The sequence below is a fragment of the Acutalibacter sp. JLR.KK004 genome, assembly GCF_036941085.1.
GTDB lineage: Bacteria > Bacillota > Clostridia > Oscillospirales > Acutalibacteraceae > Acutalibacter.
Map to the genome: position 1 here is coordinate 2,278,050 of NZ_JAYMNQ010000001.1, position 22,469 is coordinate 2,300,518.

The window sequence follows — 22,469 nt, forward strand, 5'->3', positions numbered from 1 at the left end:
GGGGTGCTATGCTGTCAGCGTTGCAACACTTATCCTATATGAAACGGAGGTCATTCTATGAACTTTATGAATCGAGCGTGGCTGTATATCGTCCGCAAGAGGGGCAAGAGTATCCTTCTTTTTGTCATCTTGCTGGTGATGGCAACCTTTGTATTGACCGCTCTGGCACTGGGGAACGCTTCGAAAGCCGCCCAGCAGGAGCTGCGGCAAAGCCTTGGCGGGAGTTTTCTCATTGGCTTTGACTACACGGAAAACAACCCCTATTTGAAGGTGGAAAGCGTGGAGGGCGGAACCCTGATGTATTCCACCCAGCAGATCAGCCCGGAGCTGGTAGAGCAAATCCGGGAAATTGAGGGGATCAAGGAGTGCAGCGCCACCGTGGAGGGGCTGGCGGCGTTCCCCTCTCTGGAACTATTTACCGGCAATATCCCCATTGAGGAAGAATTTCGCGCATCCTCAAAGATTTTAAGCACATGGAAAAGCGAGGAGCTTACCCGGTTTACTTCCGGGCAGCTTACGCTGACGCAGGGGCGGCATATCCTGCCGGACGACAAAAACAAGGGGCTGATCAGCAAGGATTTGGCTGAGAAAAACGGCCTGAAAATTGGTGACAAAATCCAGACGGACAAAGGCGTGGAGATTGAGATTGTGGGCCTGTTCTCTCCAAAAGAAATCGAAGGCATCAACGATCAGGTGACAACCTACGATAAAATACAAAACCTTATCATCACCGACCTTGCCACTTTGGTGGCTTACGAAAACGGCCCCGCAATACAGGGCTTTAACGAGCTGACGGTATCGGTGAACGACCCGCAGAACATGGAGGAAATCATTTCTAAAGTAAAGGAAATCAGCGGCGTGGACTGGAAAGGCTTTTCTTTTCTGGTTGACAACGAGGACTATGAAAACGCCGCGTCCTCTTTGGAACAGTTATCGGAGCTGGTATCCACCATTTTGATGATCGCGCTGATTGTAAGCATCGCCATCCTCTCGCTCATTCTAACCATGTGGGCCAGAACCCGCATCCATGAAACCGGCGTCCTGCTCTCGGTTGGGATCAGCAAGCTGTCCATCTTAGGGCAGTATATTGCCGAGGTTTTGCTGATTGCGATATTAGCATTTTCCCTCTCTTATTTCTCCGCCAGCGCCATTGCGGGCCAGATGGGAAACGTATTGCAATCCGGGCAGGCGGTAACGGAGGCGCAGCAGGAAGACGGCTTATCTGCCGGAACCCGTGGGGAGGCCGGAACAGATACCGGTGAGCCGGAAATCGAAACCCCGGAATTACAGGTTCGTGTACAGCTTGAGGAAATGGGCCTCCTATTCCTGTTGGGGATCGGGATTGTAACGGTATCCGCTGGAATATCCTCAATTTCCGTCATGCGGCTGAAACCGCGGGAAATTCTATCGAAAATGAGCTGAGAAAGGCGGTAACGATATGAAAAAAGTATGGAAAATGTTTTCTGTCCTCCTTTTTGTGGGATTGCTGTTCACAGGGTGTACCCCCAAGGAGAATAAATCAGACGAAACGCAGGAGCAATCCGGCTCGCCCATCATAGATTACGAGGTGCCGGATAAAGTAAAGGACTATGATTTTGACTATGAATTTGTGCCCGAAGGTGAATAGGAGGTGCCTCTATGGGAATTTTGGAACTGCAAAATCTAACATACTCTTATGACAAAAAGAGGAAGGTGCTGAGAGGGATCAATGCGCAGATGGAGGCGGGAAAAATGTATGCCATTCTCGGCCCGTCCGGGTGCGGCAAGACAACCCTTCTATCCCTGCTGGGCGGTCTGGACAGCCCCACAAGCGGGAATATCCTGTTTGAAGGGAAAGACATTGCACAGGCCGGATTGGCAGGCCATCGGAAAAAGAATGTTTCTTTTATCTTTCAGAGCTACAACCTGATTGACTATATGACCCCGCAGGAGAATGTCCGGCTGACTTCAAAGAAACCGGCACTCCCGTTTCTGGAACGGCTGGGGCTGACGAGGGAGGAATCCAAACGGAACGTGCTGAAACTCTCCGGCGGCCAGCAGCAGCGGGTAGCCATTGCAAGGGCGCTCGCAAGCGAAGCTCCGGTGATTCTGGCGGACGAGCCTATCTTACCTCTTTTTGATGTATGTTAGATAGCATAACTCTTTACGTCGGCTCCTATCTGTCTGAAATAGGAGATACTTTCAGTAGGCTTGTCGCCTGTATCAACTCTGCCGACAAAGCTATAAAAGATTTCGATTTTGCGGGTGTTCGTTTCCTTATCCAGTTCGTGAATAAGAATACGGTCAATAAATTCATGGACGTTTTCGTAGGTCAGTTCTTCAATCGCTGTGTATCTGCGTACCAGTGCGACAAACCTTTTTACGTCCGCGCTGCGCTCGGTGGCGTTGTCGATTTCCTGTGACAGCTCCGCAATCCTCCGGGTCAGCGTCTTTTTTTCTTCATCATAGCCGGAAGTCAGAAAAGCAAATTGTTCATCTGAAAGTTTCCCTAAAGCGTTGTCCTCGTAGAGCTTGCGGAATAAGATGTTCAGCTCGTTCATACGGTTCTGCGCCTTGTCAAGCTCTTTCCGCTGCTGTGTCAGCGTTTTTTGTACTGCCTTTGCGCTGCACTCGTTGGCGGTTTCGATAAACTCCTGTTCATGCTCTTTCACATAAGACGTTACGCGCTGCAAGTCTGCAAGGACAAGTTCTTTTAATACGCTTTTGCGGATATAATGCGTAGTGCAGAGCATATCATTTCTTGCCCGGTTACGGTAGTTGCCGCAAGTGTAGGCGTGTTTCCGTTCAAGCGTCCCGGCTCCGCGTACTGCATACATTTTGTAGCCGCAGTCCCCACAAAAGAGAAGCCCGGAAAACAGGTCAATTTCATCAACCTTTGTCGGGCGTTGCCGGGTGGCAATCCGCTTCTGTGCAAGCTCAAAGGTTTCTTCATCAATCAAAGGTTCGTGAGTGTTGGGGAAGAAATACCTTTTTTCCTCCGGGTTCTTTTTCGTCTTTTTCGACTTATAAGATACCTTGTAGGTTTTCCCGGTTATGGTATGCCCTAAATACTCTTTCCTTGTCAGAATGTCGTACAGCGTCTTATCCGGCCAGTTGTACCATGCGTTGAGCTGTGGGCGGGGGTGGCGGTTGCTTCCTGTTCTACGGTAGCGCAGTTCTCCGACGGTCAGTATTTCATTGTCCCGTAGCCAGTTCTGGATTTCACACATACGGTCGCCCCGTACATACATTGCAAAAATCTGTTTTACGACGTGCGCCGTTTCCGGGTCAGGTATCAGATGATTGCGGTTATCTGGGTCGATAAGGTAGCCGTAAGGGGCTTCGCCGTTGACGCGCTCGCCTTTCTGCGCCTTTGCCTGTTTGACAGCCCGGATTTTCTTTGAAGTGTCGCGGGCGTAAAACTCGTTGAACACAGGTTATTGGGGAAAGGGAAAGCAAACAGGCAAAAGCCCAGTATTCATGCGGGTTTGCGGCGAGATGGCTCTCAAAAGCTAACCTCACAAAAGACAGATTATTGCACAATCACATATCGTTTCTAAGGGAGAATGTTGATTCCGGTCACATTCTCCCTTTTTTCATACCAAGAAACGAGGTGATTATCTTGAACACGCAAATCATCGCCATCGCCAACCAAAAGGGAGGTGTGGGCAAGACCACAACCTGTGCCAACTTAGGGATAGGACTGGCGCAGGCCGGAAAGAAAGTGCTTCTCATTGACGGGGACCCGCAAGGGAGCCTGACCATCAGCCTGGGCAATCCCCAGCCGGATAAGCTGCCCTTTACCCTTTCTGACGCGATGGGCCGTATCCTGACCGATCAGCCGGTCCGCCCCGGCGAGGGGATTCTGCGCCACCCGGAGGGCGTGGACCTGATGCCGGCGGATATTCAGCTGTCCGGCCTGGAGGTGTCGCTGGTAAACGCTATGAGCCGGGAAACGATTCTGCGGCAATATCTGGACAGTGTAAAGGGGCAGTATTCCCATATCCTCATAGACTGCCAGCCCTCCCTGGGTATGCTCACCGTCAACGCGCTGGCCGCCGCCAACCGGATCATAATCCCCGTCCAGGCGGAGTATCTGCCCGCCAAAGGGCTGGAACAGCTGCTCTCTACGGTAGCCAAAGTCAAGCGGCAGATCAACCCGAAACTGCAAATAGACGGTATCCTGCTGACGATGGTGGACAACCGCACCAACTTTGCCAAAGAGATTGCCGCCCTGCTGCGGGAAACCTACGGCAGCAAAATCAAGGTATTCGGCACAGAGATCCCCCATTCTGTCCGGGCAAAGGAAACCAGCGCGGAGGGCAGGAGCATTTTCGCCCATGACCCAGGCGGCAAAGTAGCGGAGGGCTACGCAAATCTGACCAAGGAGGTGTTGAAACTTGAAAAGCAGCGCGAAAAAAGTAGAGCTGGCATCTCTGAATGTGGGAACCTATCCTTTGATGGACGGGAAAACCATCACTGAACTGGCCGCGCCGGTAAAGGTGGAACAGGATTCCATCACTGCCTTTGGCTGTATCGACTACCCCCAGCCGCTGACCGCCGAACAGGAACGGGAATACGCCCTTTTGCCCGCCAGCCAAAACCTGCGGGCGCTGGATTCCATCGGCCATGCCGCAGAAGCCGCCCAGCTGCCCGACGCGCCGGAGCAGGCGCTGGATGAATACCCGATGCCGGACCCTTTGCTGCGGGAGGACGATCTGAAAAACTGCGGCTATCAGGACGGGGACTTGCTGCCCCTCTCCAAAGAGCGGGCGCTGGAACTGTTTGAGCAGGATTTGACGGTGTACACGGTGGTGGACGGGGGCGGCGCGGAAATGCTCTTTGACCGGGAGGAATTTGAATCCCAGCTTTATGATTATAACCCGGAAATAGGAGACATAGTGGTTATCGAACCTTACGGTGGAGAACCAGTGCAATTTACAATTATGGGGATTGCCGATGGGCAAAAAGCAACTGATGCAGCTGGTTATAAACCGTTTGCCTTGCCGATTGATTTAGCAAGGCAGCTTTACCCGGATATAGAAAATATGGAAACAGTATGGAATGTTTTTACCAGTGAGGATACAGAGGCGCTGCGAGAGGAACTTTTTTCCTTATTAGAGGACCCACAGCTGAGTATCGTTTCCCGTTCTGATTATGCCCAGCAACTCGGAAGTTTTCTAAAAATGACTATGATGTTAGTCTATGGGCTTTTAATTTTCCTGTTTTTGTTTGCATTGGTAAATCTGATTAACACCTTGATGACGAATCTACTTTCCCGAAAGCAGGAGTTTGGGGTTTTGCAATCGGTCGGAATGTCGGGGAAGCAGCTTTCCAAAATGCTTACTATGGAATGTTTCTGCTATGTGGTGGCTACTTTGCTGATTACATTGGTTTTGGGTGGACTGATAGGTTCTTTGCTGGTGGTAGTTGTAAATAAGACCAAAATTTTAGGAACGCTGATTTATCAATTTCCTATCTGGGAACTGCTGATTTTTGCGGCGGCTCTGCTTTTTGTGCAAGTCCTTTACTCCATCTTTGCAGTACGATATATGCAGAAACAGTCCCTTGTGGAACGGATTAAGACGATGGAATAATGAAGCACACAATTCTCTGGAAAGGAGGTCGTATACTATGACTTTACCCTTTGAAAATAACACAACTCAGGTTGTAAATCGACTGGCAAAGCGCAGCCTGTCCAGCGAAAAGCGGCGAAATGTCCTGCTGGTTATCACCATTGCGCTGGCGGCGTTTTTGATGTCCACTGTGGGAACGGCGATCTTTTCCACCGGAGCCATGCAGAGAAAGATGGCCGAGGATACTTATGAAATCGTCTATTCCTTGATTACGGAGGAAGATCTGCAAAACCTGCGCCAGCAGCCGGAAATCGAACGGGCCGGACTGCAATACGCTCTGGGGACGGACGACAACAACGACACCGGCGGGCTGGTTTCGATGTCCTATGGGGACGAAGATACCCTTTATGCCGCACGGAAACAGTCGGAGATTTTGGAGGGAACCTACCCTCAAACAGTAGATGAAGCCGCAGTCAGTTCCTCTTATCTGGAAAAATTCTTCCCCGGCAGCGGTGTGGGCGACCAGATCACCGTACCGTTTGAGGGGAAAGAGTATCCGTTTACCGTCAGCGCCATTCTGTCCTCGCCGGATACCGGCGTGGAGGCATACAGCGTGATGGTGTCCCAATCTTTTCTGAAGGAACAGCCTGGCTATGACCCCGGCAAATACAATGCCTATGTCCATTTCAAGGAGGCCGACAGCTATAAAGCCGATGATCTGAAAGACCTGGGAGCAGAAATCCGGGATCGGCTGGGACTGCGCTCCGTGTCGTACAGTTCCATTTACTTTTCCATCGGCCGCACCATTCAGCCGGAAGAAATTCTCCAGTTGGGGGCGGTTGTCCTGGCGGTGGTACTGGGCGGCAGTATGGTCATCCGCAACATTTTCCGCATTTCCATCCTGGAAAAAATCCAGAGTTACGGTCAGCTTCGGACACTGGGGGCAACTAAGCGGCAGATTCAGCGGCTGGTGCGCCGGGAGAGCCGGTTCCTGGCCCTGATTGGCATTCCCATTGGGATTCTGGCCGGAATCGTCACAGGAACTTTGCTGGCCTCCAACTTGTTTGCCAGCGGCTTTTCCATGGAAACCGACCTGACCGTTGCGCTGGTGACGGCGTTGGTCAGCTATGGCATGGTGAGCATTTCGGTTCGGAAACCAGTAAAAATCGCCGCCAACACTTCTCCGATAGAGGCTCTGCGCCTGACGGATTGCCAGAAAACCGTCGGGAAATTCAGAAAGCCCCGTCGGTTTACTCCGCTGGCAATGGCAGCCCGGAACCTGGGACGCGACCGGAAACGAGTCATCAGTGTGCTGGTGTCCCTGACCTTCGGCGGGCTGCTCCTGGTGGTGTTGGCTTCGGTGTTTGGCTCCTACTCCCCGGAGCAGGACGCAAACGCAAAATTTCCCTATGGGCATTTCCGGCTTTATCTGGATGACCCGGAACTCAATTCTTATGAACAGATGAAAGATTCGCCCTTCACCGAGGATTTCAAACAGGAACTTTTGAGCATCAACGGCGTGGAGCAGGTGCAGACCCTGCGCCGTAGTGTGGGAGGCAGCGATTTCAAAGGGGAAACCTCCGAAGGCGGTGGAAGATGCGACATCCTGACCAAAGAGGGGCTGTCCTTGGAGGGGGATTAGGATTATGTGGCTCAGCACCTGACTTCCGGGCGGATGCCGGAGAACGACCGGGAAATTCTCATAGCAGACGCCTATGCCAATAATCCGGATTCCAACAACTTCATTCAATTAGGGGAAGAAATCGAGCTGGAAACGGAAGAAGATACCATGACCGTCACAATGGTAGGAACCTATGGCAAGCCCGGCTCAAGCAACGGAACCTATGCCCTGGACTCCGCCGCCGTTATGATTACAGAAGGGCTTGCCAGAGAAATGATTTCCAGCGTGGAGAACTTTGATTATACCTGGGTGATCTCCGCAGACCCTAACAAAGAGGATTCTGTGACAGCAGCATTGGAATCTGTCGCTACCAATGCGCCTTCCGGCATGGGGCTTTATACCTATGCCGAGGAACTGGACTTTTTGACCTTACAGCAGGCTGTGATTTTTGGCGGGCTTCAGGGGTTATCCTGGATGATTTTCCTCTTTGGCGTGGTCAATCTGGTCAACATGACCCTCTCGAACCAACTTTCCCGCCGCCGGGAACTCTGTATGATGCGCTCCGTGGGCATGACCAAACGGCAGCTTTATCAGGTGCTGACAGCGGAAGGGATGTTCTATGTTCTGTTCAGCGCCGTGATCGCACTGGTGGCAGGAACCCCCGTGGCGATTGGGATTTGCCGCTGGATGGGTGAAGCGATGATGGGACAGGTAATGCCTTATCAGTTCCCCGTTGGATCAATGCTGCTGTATATCGGCGTCCTGGTGGTGCTGGAACTGCTACTTTCCATCTGCACCATCCGCAAGCAGGAGCAAAATTCTCTCATTGAGCAGATGCGGCTTGTGGAATAACAACCGCTGGCCGGGACAGAAAATTTCTGTTCCGGCCAATTTTTTTGTTTTCAGGACATTTCTGCAACATTTCCCCTTTAGGATTACGGTATAAGGGAGGATTTGTCGTATGAAACCTATCTTAATCATAGATTCCGATGCCGACCAGTTTTTGCTATTTGTAAACTTTTTTGAATCGTATTGTCTTTTCATTTGTTTTGTGTTATAGTGTTATGTATAATAGTATAACAGTTAAAACAGCAAGAAGGTGAGATGGATTGAAACTAATTATTTCAAATGTATCAGGCATACCCATCTATGAGCAAATTAAGCAGCAGGTCAAGGCGGCGATCCTATCTGGAGAACTGAAAGAGGACGAAGCCTTACCTTCTCTCAGAACGCTGGCAAAAGATTTGAAAATCAGCGTTCTAACGGTTACACGGGCCTACACAGAATTAGAGCAAGAGGGATTCGTCAAAAATGTTCAGGGGCGCGGCTGCTTTGTCATGGGCCGTGGCTCTGAACTGATGAGAGAGCAGCTTATTTGTAAAGTGGAAAATGGGTTGACCGATGCAATCAAGGCGGCAAGAATCGCAGATCTTCCAAACGAAGAACTGCACCGTCTTTTAGATATTTTATTGGAGGCGAATAAAGATGACTAACTATTTAGAGGTGAAAAACCTGTCGAAATCCTTTGACAGTTTCCAGCTTCACAATATCAGCTTCACCTTGCCGAAAGGATATATTATGGGGCTGATCGGGCCAAACGGCTCCGGCAAGACAACCACCATCAAACTCATTCTGAATATGCTCAAGCGCAACGGCGGCGAAATCAAAATCATGGGGCTGGATAATATCGCTGACGAGCAGAAAGCAAAATCGGAACTTGGTGTTGTATTTGATACCAACTATTTCAGCGATGATTGGCAGGTAACACAGGTAGAAAAATCTATCTCCGTTTTCTATCCCAACTGGAAGTCGGAACGGTTTGCGGAGATGCTGCGGAAGTTTCACATCGCTCCCACCAAGAAAGTGAAAGAACTCTCAAAGGGGATGCAGATGAAGTTGATGCTGGCCTGTGCGTTCTCTTACGACGCAAAGCTGCTGATCCTGGACGAACCCACCAGCGGCCTCGATCCGGTTTCCAGAGATGAACTGCTGCAAATTCTCTCGGAGTATATTGAGGATGGAGAACACAGTGTACTGTTCTCTACCCATATCACCGGCGATCTGGAACGCGCTGCTGACTATATCACTTATATCAGCTATGGAGAATTGTTTTTCAGCGGCAGCAAGGATGAATTTGTCGATATGTTCCGCATTGTCAAGGGAGGAACAGAAGAGCTTACTCCTGATCTGAGAGAAAAAGCGGTCGGTGTCCGTACATTTCCCACAGGCTTTGAGGCTCTGGTCAAGACCGAGGATACGGGCGCTTTTTCCTCTTTGAGCATTGAACCGGCGACTATTGATGAAATCGTTGTATTCACGAGCAAGAAAGGTGACGATTATGAGTAATACATTAAAAGCAACAAAATTGGACTTTTCGCTGGTAAAGCCCTATATCAAGGTGATCGGGTTTACCATGCTTCTTCCTATCGCTTTTGCGGCCATTAACCGTTCCATCCTGACCGGCGTTTCCTTTGCCATGTGCTTTATCGCCATGACCACAGGCTACACCTTCTCGGTAACAGAAAAAAACAGCATGGAGCGTTTGTATGGGATTTTGCCCATTAAGAAAAGCGAAATGGTAACAGGCAGGTATCTCTTTGTTCTTGCGCTGGGCGCGATGGCTCTGGTGGTTTCTCTTATCACACAGCCGATTGTGCTGCGGGCAATGGGTGAAAGTGTTGGAGCATTTGATATGATTAGTGCGGCTATCGGCGGTTTGTTCCTGTTTGCCCTTTATACCGTATTTCAAATTCCGGGCTATTACAAATATGGAGCCATCAAAGGCCGTGTGTTCATGTATATTCCTGTGGCTGGATTTTTGGCGACCTTGTTTTTCCTGCCCAAGATGCCCGCAGACAATCCCATTGTGACTACGGTTGTAAGTTCCCCGGTGCTGCTGATCGGTCTTGTGCTTGTATTGGTTGTTGTCATGTACGCTGTGTCGATCTGGTTCTCCATTCGGATTATGGAAAACAAAGAAATGTGAGGTGAGCAATATGGATTTCACAATTTTAGCGGTAGTTCTTCTGATTGGTGTCGGTATTCCTGTCCGCAACAAGCTGATCCGTAAGTATCGGGAGGAAAAAAGAAAAAAGGATGATTCTGAAAAGAGGCGTTGAAGCTCTTTGAACGAGGGATAAAATGAAGCAAAAAATATTGATGATAGAAGATGACCCGTTGATACGAAATGAACTGGACACCCTGCTACAAAGTAACGGCTATGAAACAGCCGCGCCGGAGGATTTTGACAATGTAATTGACCAAATCAAGGCGGAACAGCCGCACTTGATTTTGCTGGACATCAAACTGCCGGGAACCAGCGGATTTTCCCTCTGCACTCAAATTCGCACCTTCTCCCAGGTGCCGATCATCTTTGTGACAAGCTGCAACACGGATATGGACGAACTCAACAGTATCATGCTGGGCGGCGACGCCTTTATTACGAAGCCATACCATACGGCCATCCTGCTGGCGAAGATTGCCTCCCTGCTCAAGCGGGCGTACCCGGTCCAGCAAAGCGGGCAGATGGCCTGCGGAGGCGCGGTGCTGCGCCTGGAATCCAGTAGCCTGGACTATGACGGGCAGAGTGTGGAACTGACCAAGAACGAACTGAAAATCCTATATTACCTGTTCAAAAATGCGGGGAAAATTTGCGCCCGTGGGGATCTGGTGGAGTTTTTGTGGGACAACCAGCTTTATGTGGATGATAACGCCCTGAGCGTCAACATCAACCGCATCCGGGAGAAGCTGGCAGGAATCGGACTGACCGATTTTATCAAAACCAAGCACCGGCAGGGGTACACAATATGAACCGCAGGCGATATTGGAAAAACAGAATCCCATTCCTGCTGACCAACCTGGTCTGTATGGCGGCGCTCACCGTGTTTTTGCTGGTGTGCGGCAATTCCATCTCGGCGGTGCTTCTAATTCTCGTGGTGTGGGCGGTGGTCCTGCTGACGGGACTGTTCCTCACCTACTGGAAGCGGAAACGGCAGATGCAGAAACTTTTAGATATAGCGGGACAGCTTTCGGAACGCTATCTCATTTCCGAAGTGATGGAGCTGCCGGAGCAGGCGGAGGATCAGGTGTACTACCAGCTTTTGAAAATGGCCGGGAAGTCCATGCTGGAGCAGATCGGGGAGGTTCGGCGGGAGCGCCTGGAATACAAGGAGTACATTGAGCAGTGGATTCACGAGATCAAGACACCCATTACCGCCATGAAGCTGCTGTGCGAAAATCACCGAACGGTCTGGACAAAGGAACTGCTTCAGGAACTGGAAAAGACCAACCGTTTTACCGAACAGGCGCTTTACTATGCCCGCAGCGAACACACCGAGAAGGATTATTCAGTCCGGGAAATGTCCTTATCCCAAGTGGTGCATCAGGCGATTGCGGACAACAAATACCTGCTGCTTCAGAGTGGGGTGCGGCTGGAAGTAGAGGAAATGGAGGATACGGTTTATTCCGATGAAAAATGGGTGCGGTTCATTCTGAACCAGTTGATTGCCAACGCAGTCAAGTATCGGTCCGGGCAGCCGGTTCTCCGCATTTCCGCCCGCAGGCAGCAGGATCAGGTGGTCCTCGTGGTGGAGGACAACGGAATCGGGATTTCCCCCGCCGACCTGCCGCGCGTTTTTGAAAAAGGCTTTACCGGACAGAATGGGCGCATGGTCCAGCAGTCCACAGGTATCGGTCTGTACCTGTGCAAACGGCTCTGTAACAAGCTGGACATCGGCATTACTGCGGAATCGTCGGGACAAGGAACTGCCATCTTCCTGGCGTTTCACATCAACTGTTTGATCCATGAAGTGCAGGGCTGAAAACGGTCCTGCACTTCTTACATTTCTGTTAGAACTTTGTAAGAAAACTTGATACAAACGGCGCTCACACTATTTTACAATAGGAAGCAGAGGTGATATTGCTATGAAAGAAGTATTGAAGCTGGAACATATCCAGAAATATTACGGGAACGGCGGGAATGTCACAAAAGCGATTCAGGACATCAGCTTTTCTGTGCAGGAGGGTGAATTCGTGGGGATCATGGGCGCGTCCGGTTCCGGCAAGACCACCCTGCTCAACTGTATTTCCACCATTGATACGGTTAGCGTGGGACATATCTATCTGGACGGAACGGATGTAACCGAGATCCACGAGAAGCAGATTGCCCGGTTTCGCCGGGAGAATCTGGGCTTTGTGTTTCAGGATTTTAACCTGCTGGACACCCTGACCATCTCCGAAAATATCGCCCTGGCGCTGACCATCAATAAGGTCCCCGCAGGCGAGATCGACGGTCGGGTGCGGGAAATGGCCGGAAAACTGAACATCACAGATATTCTGGACAAATACCCCTATCAGGTGTCTGGCGGCCAGAAGCAGCGGTGCGCCTGCGCCAGAGCCATCATCAACAATCCCAAGCTGATTTTGGCGGACGAACCCACCGGCGCACTGGACAGCCACTCATCCCAAATGCTACTCTCCACTATTCAGGGCATCAACGAAACCTTGGGGGCGACCATTCTTATGGTAACGCATGATGCCTTTTCCGCAAGCTATGCAAACCGTATTCTCTTTTTACGGGACGGTGCGATTTTCACGGAAATCCGCAAAGGCAGCGATTCTCGTAGGACTTTCTTTAACAAGATTTTGGATGTCCTCACCATGATGGGAGGGGGAGTGAATGATGTACTCTAAACTGGCTTTTCGGAACATCCGCAGGAGCTTGCGGGATTATATCATCTACTTTGTAACGCTCACCCTGACGGCGGCGTTGATGTACTCCTTCCTGGCGCTGGGGTTCTCCCCGGATATTCTCGCCATGACGGAGAATATGTCCATGCTCACCTCCGGTATCCTGATGCTGTCGGTGCTGGTCGCGCTGCTGTCCTCCTTTGTTGTGGGATACGCCATCCGGTTTATGCTGGGCCAACGGAAAAAGGAGTTTGCCGCCTACGAACTGATGGACATGGAAGTGAAAACGGTCCGAAACCTGTTTCTGGTGGAAAACAGCATCATCGGCGGAGCCGCCTTTTTGCTGGGGTCTCTGCTGGGAACCGCCATGTCAGGGTTACTGAATCAGGTAGTCCAGAATATTTTTGAAATTCCTCACCGCTATCAGGTCTTGTTCTCTCTCCGTGCGTTAGGGATGACCCTTTTCTTTTTCATCCTGATGTATGGATTTGGGATGCTGCGCGCGGCAAAGGTGATCCGGCGTAGGAAAGTGATTGACCTGCTTTATGATAATCAGAAGAATGAAGAAGCTGGGTTCCAGCCCTTGCATCGGAGCGTCCTGACCTGTCTGCTTTCCCTTGCCGCGATGGTGGCGGGAGTGATTTTGCTGGAAAAGGGATTGCACATTCAGACCAATGAAGCAATGCTGTATTGGGGTGGGGCCTGTCTACTGATCCTTGCGGGCGTTTATGAGTTGCACCGCAAAATCCCCATGCTGTTGTACCAACTGGCAAAACGAAACCCGCACCGGAAGTACCGGGAAGAAACGCTGTTTTTCCTGGGACAGATCGGCAGGCGCATCCAATCTTCCGGGCGGACAATGGCGGTGGTGGCGATCCTGCTGACCGTTTCCCTTGCGACCATGTTTGTGGGGATGACGATGGGTGCGGGCTATAAGGCCAACATGGAGGCGTATTACCCCTATGACGCCGGTGTAGCCATTGACGCGCCGCTGACCAAGGACAGCATGGATTCCGTCCGTTCCTTTGTAGAGGAACGCTGCGAAGTGGAGGACAGCGTAACCTATTACCTGTATGCGGTTCCCAATGAAACGATTGAAGCCTTGTCCTTGTCCGATTATAACCACCTGCGGGAGATTCTGGGGCTTTCCCCTGTGTCCATGAACAACAATGAATTTCTGGTTCACTGTGATACCTGGAACTATATGGACGGCATCCGGCAGGGCTTAGAGCAGAAGCCGGAGATCACGCTGAACGGCTGGACGCTGACGCCTGCCGAAACTCCGATTTTGACAGAGCCGATGGAGCAGTATCAGATGGCCGGAACAAAGGGATATGTTCTGGTTCTACCGGATGAAGTGGCTTCCCGGCTGTCCGGGGAGAAAATCCGTCTGGTGATGAAACTTGAGGATAGCGGATACCCGGAACTGAAAAACGAACTCAAGCAATTCCTGAACAGCGGTAAATGGCAGCCTGACATCCAGCCCGGACAGGAATTGCCGGAACGGGTGACGATGGGGGTAACAGTAAAGGCGTGGGGCGTTGCCAATTCGCTCACCGGATTCACAACACTTTCTTTCTGCGGCCTATATCTGAGCATTATTTTTATCATTCTTTCCTGTTCAGTGCTGGCCTTTGAGCAGCTTTCCGCTATTGACCGGAACCGGAAAAATTATGCGGTGATTGACCGGCTGGGCGTATCGGGCCGCAGGCAGGCTTCCCTCGTCCGCAGGGAACTGTCCACCGTGTTCCTGATCCCGCTGTTTTTCCCTATCGTTCTTACGGTTCTGCTGATTGTGGGGACGCAGTTCTTTTTCGGGGAAGCAATTTTGCAGGAAGGACTGGTGCTGTTTTATGGTCTGGTCACAATCCTGCTGTTCTGCGCGATATATCTGACCTATTTCGGCGCCACGATGTCCCTGTTCAAACGGGTTATTTTGCGGCCTGAAATGCACTGAATTTTGAATTTCTACAAAAATGAAGCAATTCGGGCTGTTTTTCTGTCGAAAGAAGTGGGCGTTAGGACAATTCTGCAACAATTCAGTTTTAGAATAAAAAATAGTAGAATAATCTGCTCACCACGCCGCGAAAAATGAATACCAGAAACGCCGCAAAGCCGCATAAACACTATGTTTTTGCGACTTTGCCCGTTCCTGTGGCTGCGGTATAAAAATCTGTTTTGACGCCCATTTGACGCCCTAACTCGACGGACAGATATAAGCCGCCATAAGAAATAGTAAAAAGATACGCCCGTCAAAGCTCTAAATCAGTGCTTTTTTTCTTTGCCCTGCCCTTTGCTTTTTTCGGCTCGGCTTCCTTTGCTTTCGGCGGGTCTGCTTTCCCTACTGCGTCATGGTATGCGTCAAGCACTTCTTTCTTCCGTTCAAGCCGCACGTCCACATAACGCGCTGTGACTGCTTCAAAGTTCATAGACAGCCCAAGCGATACGCCGATACCCGCAAGCGTATGTCCCAGGACTTCGCCCACTGTGTAGAAGTCGCCTGTCAGTTGGTGCATATTCGTAGCCGCCGTATGCCGTTACGGTATAATAACGACAAACGGAAAAAGCCTTTATTTTCAAGGGGTTTGAGCGTTTGCCGTCATTTATTCAATTCCTTTTCCAAGTTGAAATATGACGAGAAAATTATCAAATAAAGGAGGCTGTTTCATTAACGACAAAATTTAATAGTGCCAGCGGTCCGGTATATTGCCGGATCGCTGATTGCCGTGGGCGTTTCACTTTTGCAGGTGGACGCCCTTTTTTCATACCCATTTTCAGAAGAAAGGAGATTCACATGGAATTAAATGAAATAGAAAAACGGCTGCTTTTTCAGGTTGAGGGGGACTATCAATCCAAAGTCCTGAACGAGCTTTACATGACCGCCCGGTACACAAAGAATCCCGAACAACGGAAGGCAGCGGAGAATCTGATGGCAAAGCTGCGCGTCCTGACGGATGCCGAGTGCATGGACATTGTGCGGGATATTCAGAAGAATTACCGTCTGCCCTACCCGCCCCGGACGATTGGGGAAAAGATTGCCGAGGCCAGGCAGCAATCCGGCGCGGAGAAATTGAAGGGGCACGACATCATGGCGCTGGAACGCTTCGACCCGGAGGTACGCCACATGATCGTCTTTGCATGTATGCGGAGCATTACCGGTAATCTCAGAAAAGATGTCTACGGCAGCGACAAGGAATATAGCTTCTGCTATCCACCGAGGAATCTGGGCAGCCGACATGTGGCGGTGTTTGAGGCGCCCATTGACGCCCTCTCCCATGCCACGCTGCAGGAATTGGAAGGCTGGAAATGGGATGGCTACCGGCTGTCTTTGGGCGGCACTTCCCATGTGGCGCTGACCGCATTTCTGGAACGCCACCCGGAAATCCGGCGCGTCAATCTCTACATGGACAATGACCTTGGCGGCCTTAAAAATGCCAGGAGAATCAAGGCAATGCTCCATGAAGATCAACGGTTCAAACATATCCGTGTAGGCGTCAACCCGCCCCGCACAGGGAAGGACTACAACGAAAAGCTGCTGCAGGTCAAGGAGCAGATACAGGAACACCAGCAGCCACGCCGTCAGAAAGAGGCGGCTGTTTCTATTTAAGGGGGATTTGCTTATGAATGAAGCTCAGCAGATTTGCTTTACGGACAGCACAGGAAAGAAACTGTTTTCGCTTCCAGACAACGGCGTACTCTGCCTTTCCTATGGGAACGGCGATACGCATTTTTCCCTCTGCCGGTTCCTGGACCAGACCCATGCGGAGATTGACGGAGTGAAATATGCCGTCCAGGAATTTGCCCGGAGGATGGAACACAACAAAATCAGCTTTGCCCCGGCTTAACAGCGAGGGGCCAGAATAACAGGAGGAATTTACAATGACAAATACAGAAAATACCGCTTTACAGATGATTGCCGAAGCTGCCAGGGGGGATGCTTTCGGAACAGCCCCGTCTCTATGCGCCGTTCCAGAAGTTAATTGAAACCATGAAATATAAGCCGGAGACACCGGAGCAGGCGGCGAAACGCACCGAAGCGCAGACAGAGCGCACCCGGAAAAATGCGGCAAGCTGGCTGGATTCCGCGGTGCTCGGTTCCCTGAAACGGCAGGGCAATGAGGAACAGATGGAAACCTATGCGGTTCTCAGGGAGGCGTTTCTGTCCGGTGAGGCCGGTTCCGTGGAACAGTTAAACGCCTTTAAGAAGTCTGTCACCGGGCGGGTGATCCCCAAAAGTGAGCGGGAACGGCTGGAAATATTCGAGCACATGCTGTCCGGGATGCAGGCACAGGAGGCGCCGCAGGTCGGACGTGTGGAAACCGATTTTTACCGGAATTCCGTGCGCATGGGTAAGGAATGTGAAAAGGACGGCGGCTATTGGGACAGCAACGTGGAAATGACCGCCAGGGCTTTTGCCTGTTACATCAAAGATAAGCTGCCCTACCGTGTATGGAGCGCTCCTGCCGGGCTATACAGTGGAAGGCCAGGAACCGGTAAAAACAGACCGCACCGCTGCCGAAGTTTCGGAGGGCGGTATTTCTATGCCTGAAAAGCCGGAGAAACCTTCCGTGCTGGGAAAGCTGTCTGCGGTGAAGGTACAGGAAAAGGCAGGGAAAGAACCGAAAGCGGCAAATAAAAGGAAGGAGGACATGCAGATTTGAAAGTGTTAATGATAGAGCCGGGAAAAGTGCCTTATGAGGCCGAGCTTGACGGGAGCCTTGAATCCATGCAGGAGGCAGTCGGGGGAGGCATAGAGGGCTATTACCCTTATGCGGAACCTGTCGCGATTGTCTGCAATGATGAAGGGAAAATAAACGGGCTGGCCCTGAACAGGGCAATTTATAATGAGGACGGCGAAATGATCGAGATTATGGCGGGTACCTTTTTCATGGCCGGTCTCGGTGAGGAAAGTTTTACCGACCTTCCCGATTACTTTATGGAGCAGTATAAGGAACAGTTCAAATATCCGGAAAAATTTTATCGGCTGGCGGGTGAAATCGTTGCGGTGAAGCAGCCCCTCCCGCCGGAGGAAAAGCAGCAGCCGGCCCCTGTCATGGAAGAACCGGATGTGGACGATATAAGGCTTGACGACACCACGGATTTGGCCTTTGACCTGGATGAATTTTTCAGGCAGAACAGCGGGGCCTATGCAGACCTGTACCCGGATTCCCATGCGGAAAAGGAACGCATGGCGGACGAGCTGCTTTCAGGAGATACCGGAAAAATCCGCATGAGGCTGGCGGCATTTGAGCAGGAGGAACACATGGAGGGAGAAACGGCGCCGCTTTTAGCGCGTATTTCTTCCTATGAAAAAGAGTATGGGATCAGCGCTTATTCCATTTACCAGCTTGACTTATCAGACAATGCAGACAACCTCCGTTAAAAAGCTGGAACTCCCTGCTCGGAAAGGAGACCATCGACATGTATAACACCAGCGTCACCAAAGGCACCCAGGAATCCCACGGCCAGAATTTCCAGAAGCTGGGAAAGGATTTGATGTCGGTGGACGAGCTAGCTGTCATGGACGGAGGGAAATGCCTCCTGCAGATCAGAGGCGTGCGGCCTTTCCTCTCCCGGAAGTACGATATTACCAGACACCCGAACTATAAATATCTTTCGGATTATGCCCCTAAGAACGCTTTTGACATTGAGAAATTTTTATCCACAAAAATGCCGATGCGTCCCGGCGAGCTGTACCGCAATTATGAAATCACAACCGGAGATTTGGAACAGGAAATACAAACTGCATAATGCTGTCTCTGCCTGTCTGGTTTTCTTGTGCGGTATTATTGACAAAGCCTGTCATACGCTGTAAGATAGACATGTAAAAATTAAATAGAAAAGGTGATGAAACTCCGGCATATTTGATGCCATAAAATCGGTGGCATGGGTATGACTGGAAAAGAGTAGATAGAATCAATTCAATAGGTAAAAACAAGCTGTTTCGGCAGTTTATTTTGTATACCTATATTTGATTTTATTTTACTCTTAACTGTTTTCATCATTGGAAAGTTAAGTCGTAGAGTAAAATCTGCGGCTTTTTCTTTTCCCATCAAGAAAGGAGAAAACAATTATGTTAGACAGTATGTGTATGGCTTTAGAAAAACCGCCCCTTTATAAAAAGTCAGAGGGTGCCTTTTGGAATGATGAGTATATTTCAAAGCAAATGCTGAAAGCCCACCTTGATCCCCAATTTGAGGGTGCAAGCAGAAAATTGGATTTTATTGAAAGGTCTGTCGCATGGATGAAGGAGCTTGTAGCCCCGATTTGCTATCCAACACTTCTTGATATTGGGTGTGGGCCAGGGATATATGCGGAAAGATTTACAAAAGAGGGCTATCAGGTAACAGGCATTGATTTTTCAAAAAGGTCAATAGACTATGCACTGGAATCTGCATTACGGCAGGAATTAAGTATTACATATCTGTTTCAAGATTATTTGCAAATGAATTTAAAAAAAGTTTTTGATTTTGGAACAATGATATATTGTGACTATGGAGCATTATCAACATCTGACAGGCAGATTATTATGAGAAACGTGTATCAGCACTTAAAATACGGTGGGAAATTTCTGTTAGACGTTTTCGGAACAGCAAAATATGAATCTTTCACTGAAAGTCAAACATGGAAATTCTGTAATCATAACGGCTTTTGGCGTGAGGGGAGTTACCTTGAACTTAATGGATTATATAAATATCCCGATAATGTGACATTAGAGCAGACATCTATTATTTCAGATAATGAAATAAATACCTATTACATTTGGAATACATGTTTTACAAAAGAAACATTGATTAAGGAGGTAAAAGAAGCTGGCTTTAAGGTATGCGGCATTTTTGGTGATGTAGCAGGCAGTCCATATAACAAAGACAGTTTCACGATTGCAATACTTTTAGAAAAATAATCTAATTATGCGGTCATGGCCAGAAATTTGAAAGCTCAAACCACATAATACTGTCCCTGCCTGTCAAAGTGCTAGGACTTAGTTTTGACCACTCTGAAAGGAGGTTCTTTTGAGGATTCGTGCCCCTCCCTGACAACTGAATATTTTTTCAGGTATATCCTGAACTCTGCCGCCCCTGTGCTTTTTGTAAATGTTCTTGAAGCACAGGGGCTTTTTTCGTTTCCGGCCTGATATGGTCACAACACAAAAACAATATTTCTTAAATTAAAGGAGGAACTTTATGGCTTTTTTTGCAAGTGCGATTGATACCCTGAAAATCCTGGTTATTGCTCTGGGCGCCGGCCTCGGCGCATGGGGCGTCATCAACCTTCTGGAAGGTTATGGCAATGACAACCCTGGTGCAAATGCTCATGTACGGTAAAGAAGCAAGCGACCGAAAACAAGAGATAGACCGCCAGCACCACACTATTCCGAACCAAAGACCAAAAGACAAGCATTGTGGAAATGTGCATAACAGGCTATGGAATCATGGATAACTCTATTCACAGCACATGGAAAAGCTAAAGTGCAGCTTTCCCACGTCCTGCAAACAGAGTTACCCACAATTCCATGAGATAGCCAGTTATACACATTACCACAATGCCGACTACTACGGAATCCCGCTCATTCCTTCTTTTTTGATGTTAAAGAACACGCTATATTGATTGACAATTACAGAGCTATTCCAGTATATTTAATAAAACAGACGAAACCGCAGATATACAGGTGAATAGACATGAAAAATATACACAGCATTGAATTTTATACTGGAAGCAAGGAAGAATTGCTTCCCAATTTTGAAAAGGATTTTCCCTATATCGCTTCGAGAGCGGAACTTGACAAGTATATAGGGCGTTATGTTCCGTGGCACTGGCATAAAACGGTGGAACTTTTTTACATGGAAAGCGGCAGCATTGAATATGATACGCCGGGAGGAAAGCTATTGTTTCCTGCCGGAAGCGGCGGCATGGTAAATTCCAACGTACTCCATATGACAAAAGCAATATCACAGTGGGAAAAGAATATACAACTACTTCATATTTTTGATGTTTCCCTACTTGCCGGAGAACAGGGAAACAGGATTGAGCAAAAGTATATCGCCCCTGTTATAACTGCCCCGCAGATTGAACTAATTCCTTTTTTTCCGGGCAATGCAGCAGAAGAAAACATTTTGAAACTTATTCTTAAAGCATTTCATTTTTCCGGTGATGAATTTGGGTATGAAATAAGACTTCGGGAAATCCTAACGGAAATATGGCTAATGATTTTTGAACTATCCCGCCCTATGCGTGAAAAGGCGGGAGAACAGAACAAGAGCAACGATAAAATAAAGTTGATGATGATATACATTCACGAGCATTATAAGGAGAAAATTTCTATCCCGGAGCTTGCAGCGGCAGCATATCTAAGCGAAAGGGAATGTTACAGAGTGTTCCATGACTGTCTGCACATGACCCCCGTAGACTATATAAAGGCTTACCGTCTGCAAGCCGCCTGTCAGATGTTGGCTAAGGGGCAGGAACCTGTTACAGTTATCAGCCATGACTGCGGTTTGGGGAGCAGCAGCTATTTTGGAAAAGTTTTTCGGGAGTACGCACATTGTTCACCAACAGAATATCGGAAGAAATGGCAGAATAGTGATAGATAAGGGCAGAAATGAAATATTTTTCCTGCACTTCCTGAATTATAATGATACCTGTAAAGTAAATCAGCAATTTACAGGAGGTGGGTTCAAGGTGGTAAAAATGAACATTCTGAACATGAAAAATTTTTTAGATACGGTCAATGCCTGTACCGGCAAAGTAAATATGCTCTGCCCGGACGGTAAAAAACGAAATATCAATGGGGAAGAAAGGGTACAGGACAGTTTGTGGCGGCAGTACCGCCAAAACAAAAACTGCCTGCGGTTTGTTTTAGAAATTCCTAATCCAACGGACTATATGAGCATTGTTTCATACTATGCCGGGGATTGTTGATTTGTCTGTAAATATTTCATCATAAAGGGGCTGGACGGTTTATCTGCCAGCCCCGCCCTTTTGAAAGGAGTTAAAATGGAACTAAACATTCAAACCGTGGAAATGACATTAACGGAAGCGGCGCAGTCCAATCCGGGGGCATGGGTAGACCATTCCCGGTATGTAGCCAAAGCCTGTAAAAATATTGCGTCACACTGTAAAGATTTATCTTCTGAACAGGCGTATCTTTTCGGGCTGTTACATGATATTGGACGTTATGCCGGAGTGAGTTCGGAAAGGCATTTGATAGACGGCTATCGTTACTGTATGGAGCGTGGGTGGGGAAAAGCTGCACAGATATGTATATCCCACGCATTTATGATACAGGATATTGATACTTCTATCGGAGAGTTTGATGTCAGTGATGAGGATTACCTGTTTATGAAAGATTTTGTTGCAAATGCGGTATATGATGATTATGACCGTCTGGTACAGCTATGTGACGCATTGGCTATGCCTACGGGGTTCTGCCTTTTGGAAAAGAGATTCGTAGATGTGACAATACGGTACGGCATCCACCCGGCGACAATAGACAGGTGGAAAAAAATTTTAGAGATTAAAGAACTGTTTGAAGAACAGATTGGCTGCTCTGTTTATACTCTGCTTCCGGGCGTTGTGGAAAACAGTTTTCGTTAGGGAGGGATATT

The 22,469-nt window shown here is 49.1% G+C and carries 24 protein-coding genes and 3 pseudogenes; 25 read left to right on the forward strand and 2 right to left on the reverse strand.

Going from position 1 to position 22,469, the window contains the following annotated elements; genetic code table 11:
- Positions 1 to 57: 57 nt before the first annotated feature.
- The 3 genes from VSQ30_RS12410 to VSQ30_RS12420 are packed head-to-tail and all read left to right on the forward strand — an operon-like array spanning position 58 to position 2,130.
- Positions 58 to 1,422 (forward strand): ABC transporter permease, encoded by a 1,365-nt coding sequence (locus VSQ30_RS12410; RefSeq protein ID WP_016215689.1) that lies wholly within the window; start codon positions 58 to 60, stop codon positions 1,420 to 1,422.
- A gap of 16 nt (positions 1,423 to 1,438) precedes the next feature.
- Positions 1,439 to 1,627: a hypothetical protein gene (locus VSQ30_RS12415; protein ID WP_016215690.1), complete on the forward strand. Its 189-nt coding sequence runs from the start codon at positions 1,439 to 1,441 to the stop codon at positions 1,625 to 1,627.
- Positions 1,628 to 1,638: 11 nt separating this feature from the next.
- Positions 1,639 to 2,130, forward strand: a complete 492-nt coding sequence (locus VSQ30_RS12420) for an ATP-binding cassette domain-containing protein (protein WP_502876246.1) — start codon at positions 1,639 to 1,641, stop codon at positions 2,128 to 2,130.
- Here the strand turns inward: VSQ30_RS12420 and VSQ30_RS12425 are convergent.
- Positions 2,127 to 3,410, reverse strand: a pseudogene (locus VSQ30_RS12425) (DUF4368 domain-containing protein); the annotation flags it as partial. The gene VSQ30_RS12420 and the pseudogene VSQ30_RS12425 sit on opposite strands and share 4 nt — an antisense overlap.
- Positions 3,411 to 3,601: 191 nt before the next feature.
- Here VSQ30_RS12425 and VSQ30_RS12430 point away from each other — a divergent pair.
- The 12 genes from VSQ30_RS12430 to VSQ30_RS12490 all read left to right on the forward strand — a co-directional run bounded on the left by VSQ30_RS12430 (position 3,602) and on the right by VSQ30_RS12490 (position 14,821).
- Entirely contained in the window at positions 3,602 to 4,462 is an 861-nt protein-coding gene (locus VSQ30_RS12430) for a ParA family protein (RefSeq protein WP_334464395.1), read from the forward strand.
- Positions 4,380 to 5,576, forward strand: coding sequence for an FtsX-like permease family protein (locus VSQ30_RS20790; protein WP_502876247.1), 1,197 nt, complete (start codon positions 4,380 to 4,382; stop codon positions 5,574 to 5,576). Before VSQ30_RS12430 ends, VSQ30_RS20790 begins: the two co-directional genes overlap by 83 nt.
- Positions 5,577 to 5,613: 37 nt before the next feature.
- A complete protein-coding gene (locus VSQ30_RS12445; protein WP_334464397.1) occupies positions 5,614 to 7,197 on the forward strand; it encodes an ABC transporter permease in 1,584 nt (527 codons plus the stop codon).
- A 6-nt stretch (positions 7,198 to 7,203) separates the two neighbouring features.
- On the forward strand, positions 7,204 to 8,028 hold the full coding sequence (locus tag VSQ30_RS12450; protein ID WP_334464399.1) for an ABC transporter permease: 825 nt from the start codon (positions 7,204 to 7,206) through the stop codon (positions 8,026 to 8,028).
- Between the two features lie 257 nt (positions 8,029 to 8,285).
- A complete protein-coding gene (locus VSQ30_RS12455; protein WP_004074184.1) occupies positions 8,286 to 8,669 on the forward strand; it encodes a GntR family transcriptional regulator in 384 nt (127 codons plus the stop codon).
- Positions 8,662 to 9,522 carry an ABC transporter ATP-binding protein gene (locus VSQ30_RS12460; RefSeq protein ID WP_004074186.1) on the forward strand — a complete coding sequence of 287 codons (861 nt, stop codon included), beginning with the start codon at positions 8,662 to 8,664 and terminating at the stop codon, positions 9,520 to 9,522. Before VSQ30_RS12455 ends, VSQ30_RS12460 begins: the two co-directional genes overlap by 8 nt.
- Positions 9,476 to 10,162 carry an ABC-2 transporter permease gene (locus VSQ30_RS12465; protein WP_502876248.1) on the forward strand — a complete coding sequence of 229 codons (687 nt, stop codon included), beginning with the start codon at positions 9,476 to 9,478 and terminating at the stop codon, positions 10,160 to 10,162. Before VSQ30_RS12460 ends, VSQ30_RS12465 begins: the two co-directional genes overlap by 47 nt.
- A 10-nt stretch (positions 10,163 to 10,172) precedes the next feature.
- A complete protein-coding gene (locus VSQ30_RS12470) occupies positions 10,173 to 10,295 on the forward strand; it encodes a hypothetical protein (RefSeq protein ID WP_004075246.1) in 123 nt (40 codons plus the stop codon).
- A gap of 22 nt (positions 10,296 to 10,317) precedes the next feature.
- On the forward strand, positions 10,318 to 10,986 hold the full coding sequence (locus VSQ30_RS12475) for a response regulator transcription factor (protein ID WP_004074191.1): 669 nt from the start codon (positions 10,318 to 10,320) through the stop codon (positions 10,984 to 10,986).
- A complete protein-coding gene (locus tag VSQ30_RS12480) occupies positions 10,983 to 11,996 on the forward strand; it encodes a sensor histidine kinase (protein ID WP_004074193.1) in 1,014 nt (337 codons plus the stop codon). The genes VSQ30_RS12475 and VSQ30_RS12480 overlap by 4 nt, the downstream gene beginning before the upstream one ends.
- Positions 11,997 to 12,099: 103 nt before the next feature.
- Entirely contained in the window at positions 12,100 to 12,867 is a 768-nt protein-coding gene (locus VSQ30_RS12485) for an ABC transporter ATP-binding protein (RefSeq protein WP_334464401.1), read from the forward strand.
- Positions 12,854 to 14,821: an FtsX-like permease family protein gene (locus VSQ30_RS12490; RefSeq protein WP_334464402.1), complete on the forward strand. Its 1,968-nt coding sequence runs from the start codon at positions 12,854 to 12,856 to the stop codon at positions 14,819 to 14,821. The genes VSQ30_RS12485 and VSQ30_RS12490 overlap by 14 nt, the downstream gene beginning before the upstream one ends.
- Before the next feature lie 295 nt (positions 14,822 to 15,116).
- On the opposite strand, the gene VSQ30_RS12495 is transcribed toward VSQ30_RS12490, so the two are convergent.
- A complete protein-coding gene (locus VSQ30_RS12495; RefSeq protein ID WP_237076302.1) occupies positions 15,117 to 15,380 on the reverse strand; it encodes a hypothetical protein in 264 nt (87 codons plus the stop codon).
- A gap of 278 nt (positions 15,381 to 15,658) precedes the next feature.
- Here VSQ30_RS12495 and VSQ30_RS12500 point away from each other — a divergent pair, with 278 nt between their 5' ends.
- The 10 genes and pseudogenes from VSQ30_RS12500 to VSQ30_RS12545 all read left to right on the forward strand — a co-directional run bounded on the left by VSQ30_RS12500 (position 15,659) and on the right by VSQ30_RS12545 (position 22,458).
- A complete protein-coding gene (locus tag VSQ30_RS12500) occupies positions 15,659 to 16,471 on the forward strand; it encodes a DUF5720 family protein (protein WP_334464404.1) in 813 nt (270 codons plus the stop codon).
- A gap of 13 nt (positions 16,472 to 16,484) precedes the next feature.
- On the forward strand, positions 16,485 to 16,709 hold the full coding sequence (locus VSQ30_RS12505) for a hypothetical protein (RefSeq protein ID WP_334464405.1): 225 nt from the start codon (positions 16,485 to 16,487) through the stop codon (positions 16,707 to 16,709).
- Positions 16,710 to 16,852: 143 nt separating this feature from the next.
- A complete protein-coding gene (locus VSQ30_RS12510; RefSeq protein ID WP_334464407.1) occupies positions 16,853 to 17,413 on the forward strand; it encodes an LPD1 domain-containing protein in 561 nt (186 codons plus the stop codon).
- Positions 17,414 to 17,533: 120 nt separating this feature from the next.
- On the forward strand, positions 17,534 to 18,247 hold the full coding sequence (locus VSQ30_RS12515) for a DUF3846 domain-containing protein (protein WP_334464867.1): 714 nt from the start codon (positions 17,534 to 17,536) through the stop codon (positions 18,245 to 18,247).
- Positions 18,244 to 18,615, forward strand: a pseudogene (locus VSQ30_RS12520) (VirD4-like conjugal transfer protein, CD1115 family); the annotation flags it as partial. The gene VSQ30_RS12515 and the pseudogene VSQ30_RS12520, both read left to right, overlap by 4 nt.
- A 322-nt stretch (positions 18,616 to 18,937) precedes the next feature.
- On the forward strand, positions 18,938 to 19,768 hold the full coding sequence (locus tag VSQ30_RS12525; RefSeq protein ID WP_334464409.1) for a class I SAM-dependent methyltransferase: 831 nt from the start codon (positions 18,938 to 18,940) through the stop codon (positions 19,766 to 19,768).
- Positions 19,769 to 20,048: 280 nt separating this feature from the next.
- Positions 20,049 to 20,177 (forward strand): annotated as a pseudogene (locus VSQ30_RS12530) (Maff2 family mobile element protein); the annotation flags it as partial.
- Between the two features lie 366 nt (positions 20,178 to 20,543).
- Positions 20,544 to 21,455, forward strand: coding sequence for a helix-turn-helix transcriptional regulator (locus tag VSQ30_RS12535; protein ID WP_004056530.1), 912 nt, complete (start codon positions 20,544 to 20,546; stop codon positions 21,453 to 21,455).
- A complete protein-coding gene (locus tag VSQ30_RS12540) occupies positions 21,445 to 21,783 on the forward strand; it encodes a hypothetical protein (RefSeq protein ID WP_334464411.1) in 339 nt (112 codons plus the stop codon). Before VSQ30_RS12535 ends, VSQ30_RS12540 begins: the two co-directional genes overlap by 11 nt.
- 75 nt (positions 21,784 to 21,858) lie before the next feature.
- Positions 21,859 to 22,458 (forward strand): HDOD domain-containing protein, encoded by a 600-nt coding sequence (locus tag VSQ30_RS12545; RefSeq protein ID WP_004056527.1) that lies wholly within the window; start codon positions 21,859 to 21,861, stop codon positions 22,456 to 22,458.
- Positions 22,459 to 22,469: the final 11 nt, after the last annotated feature.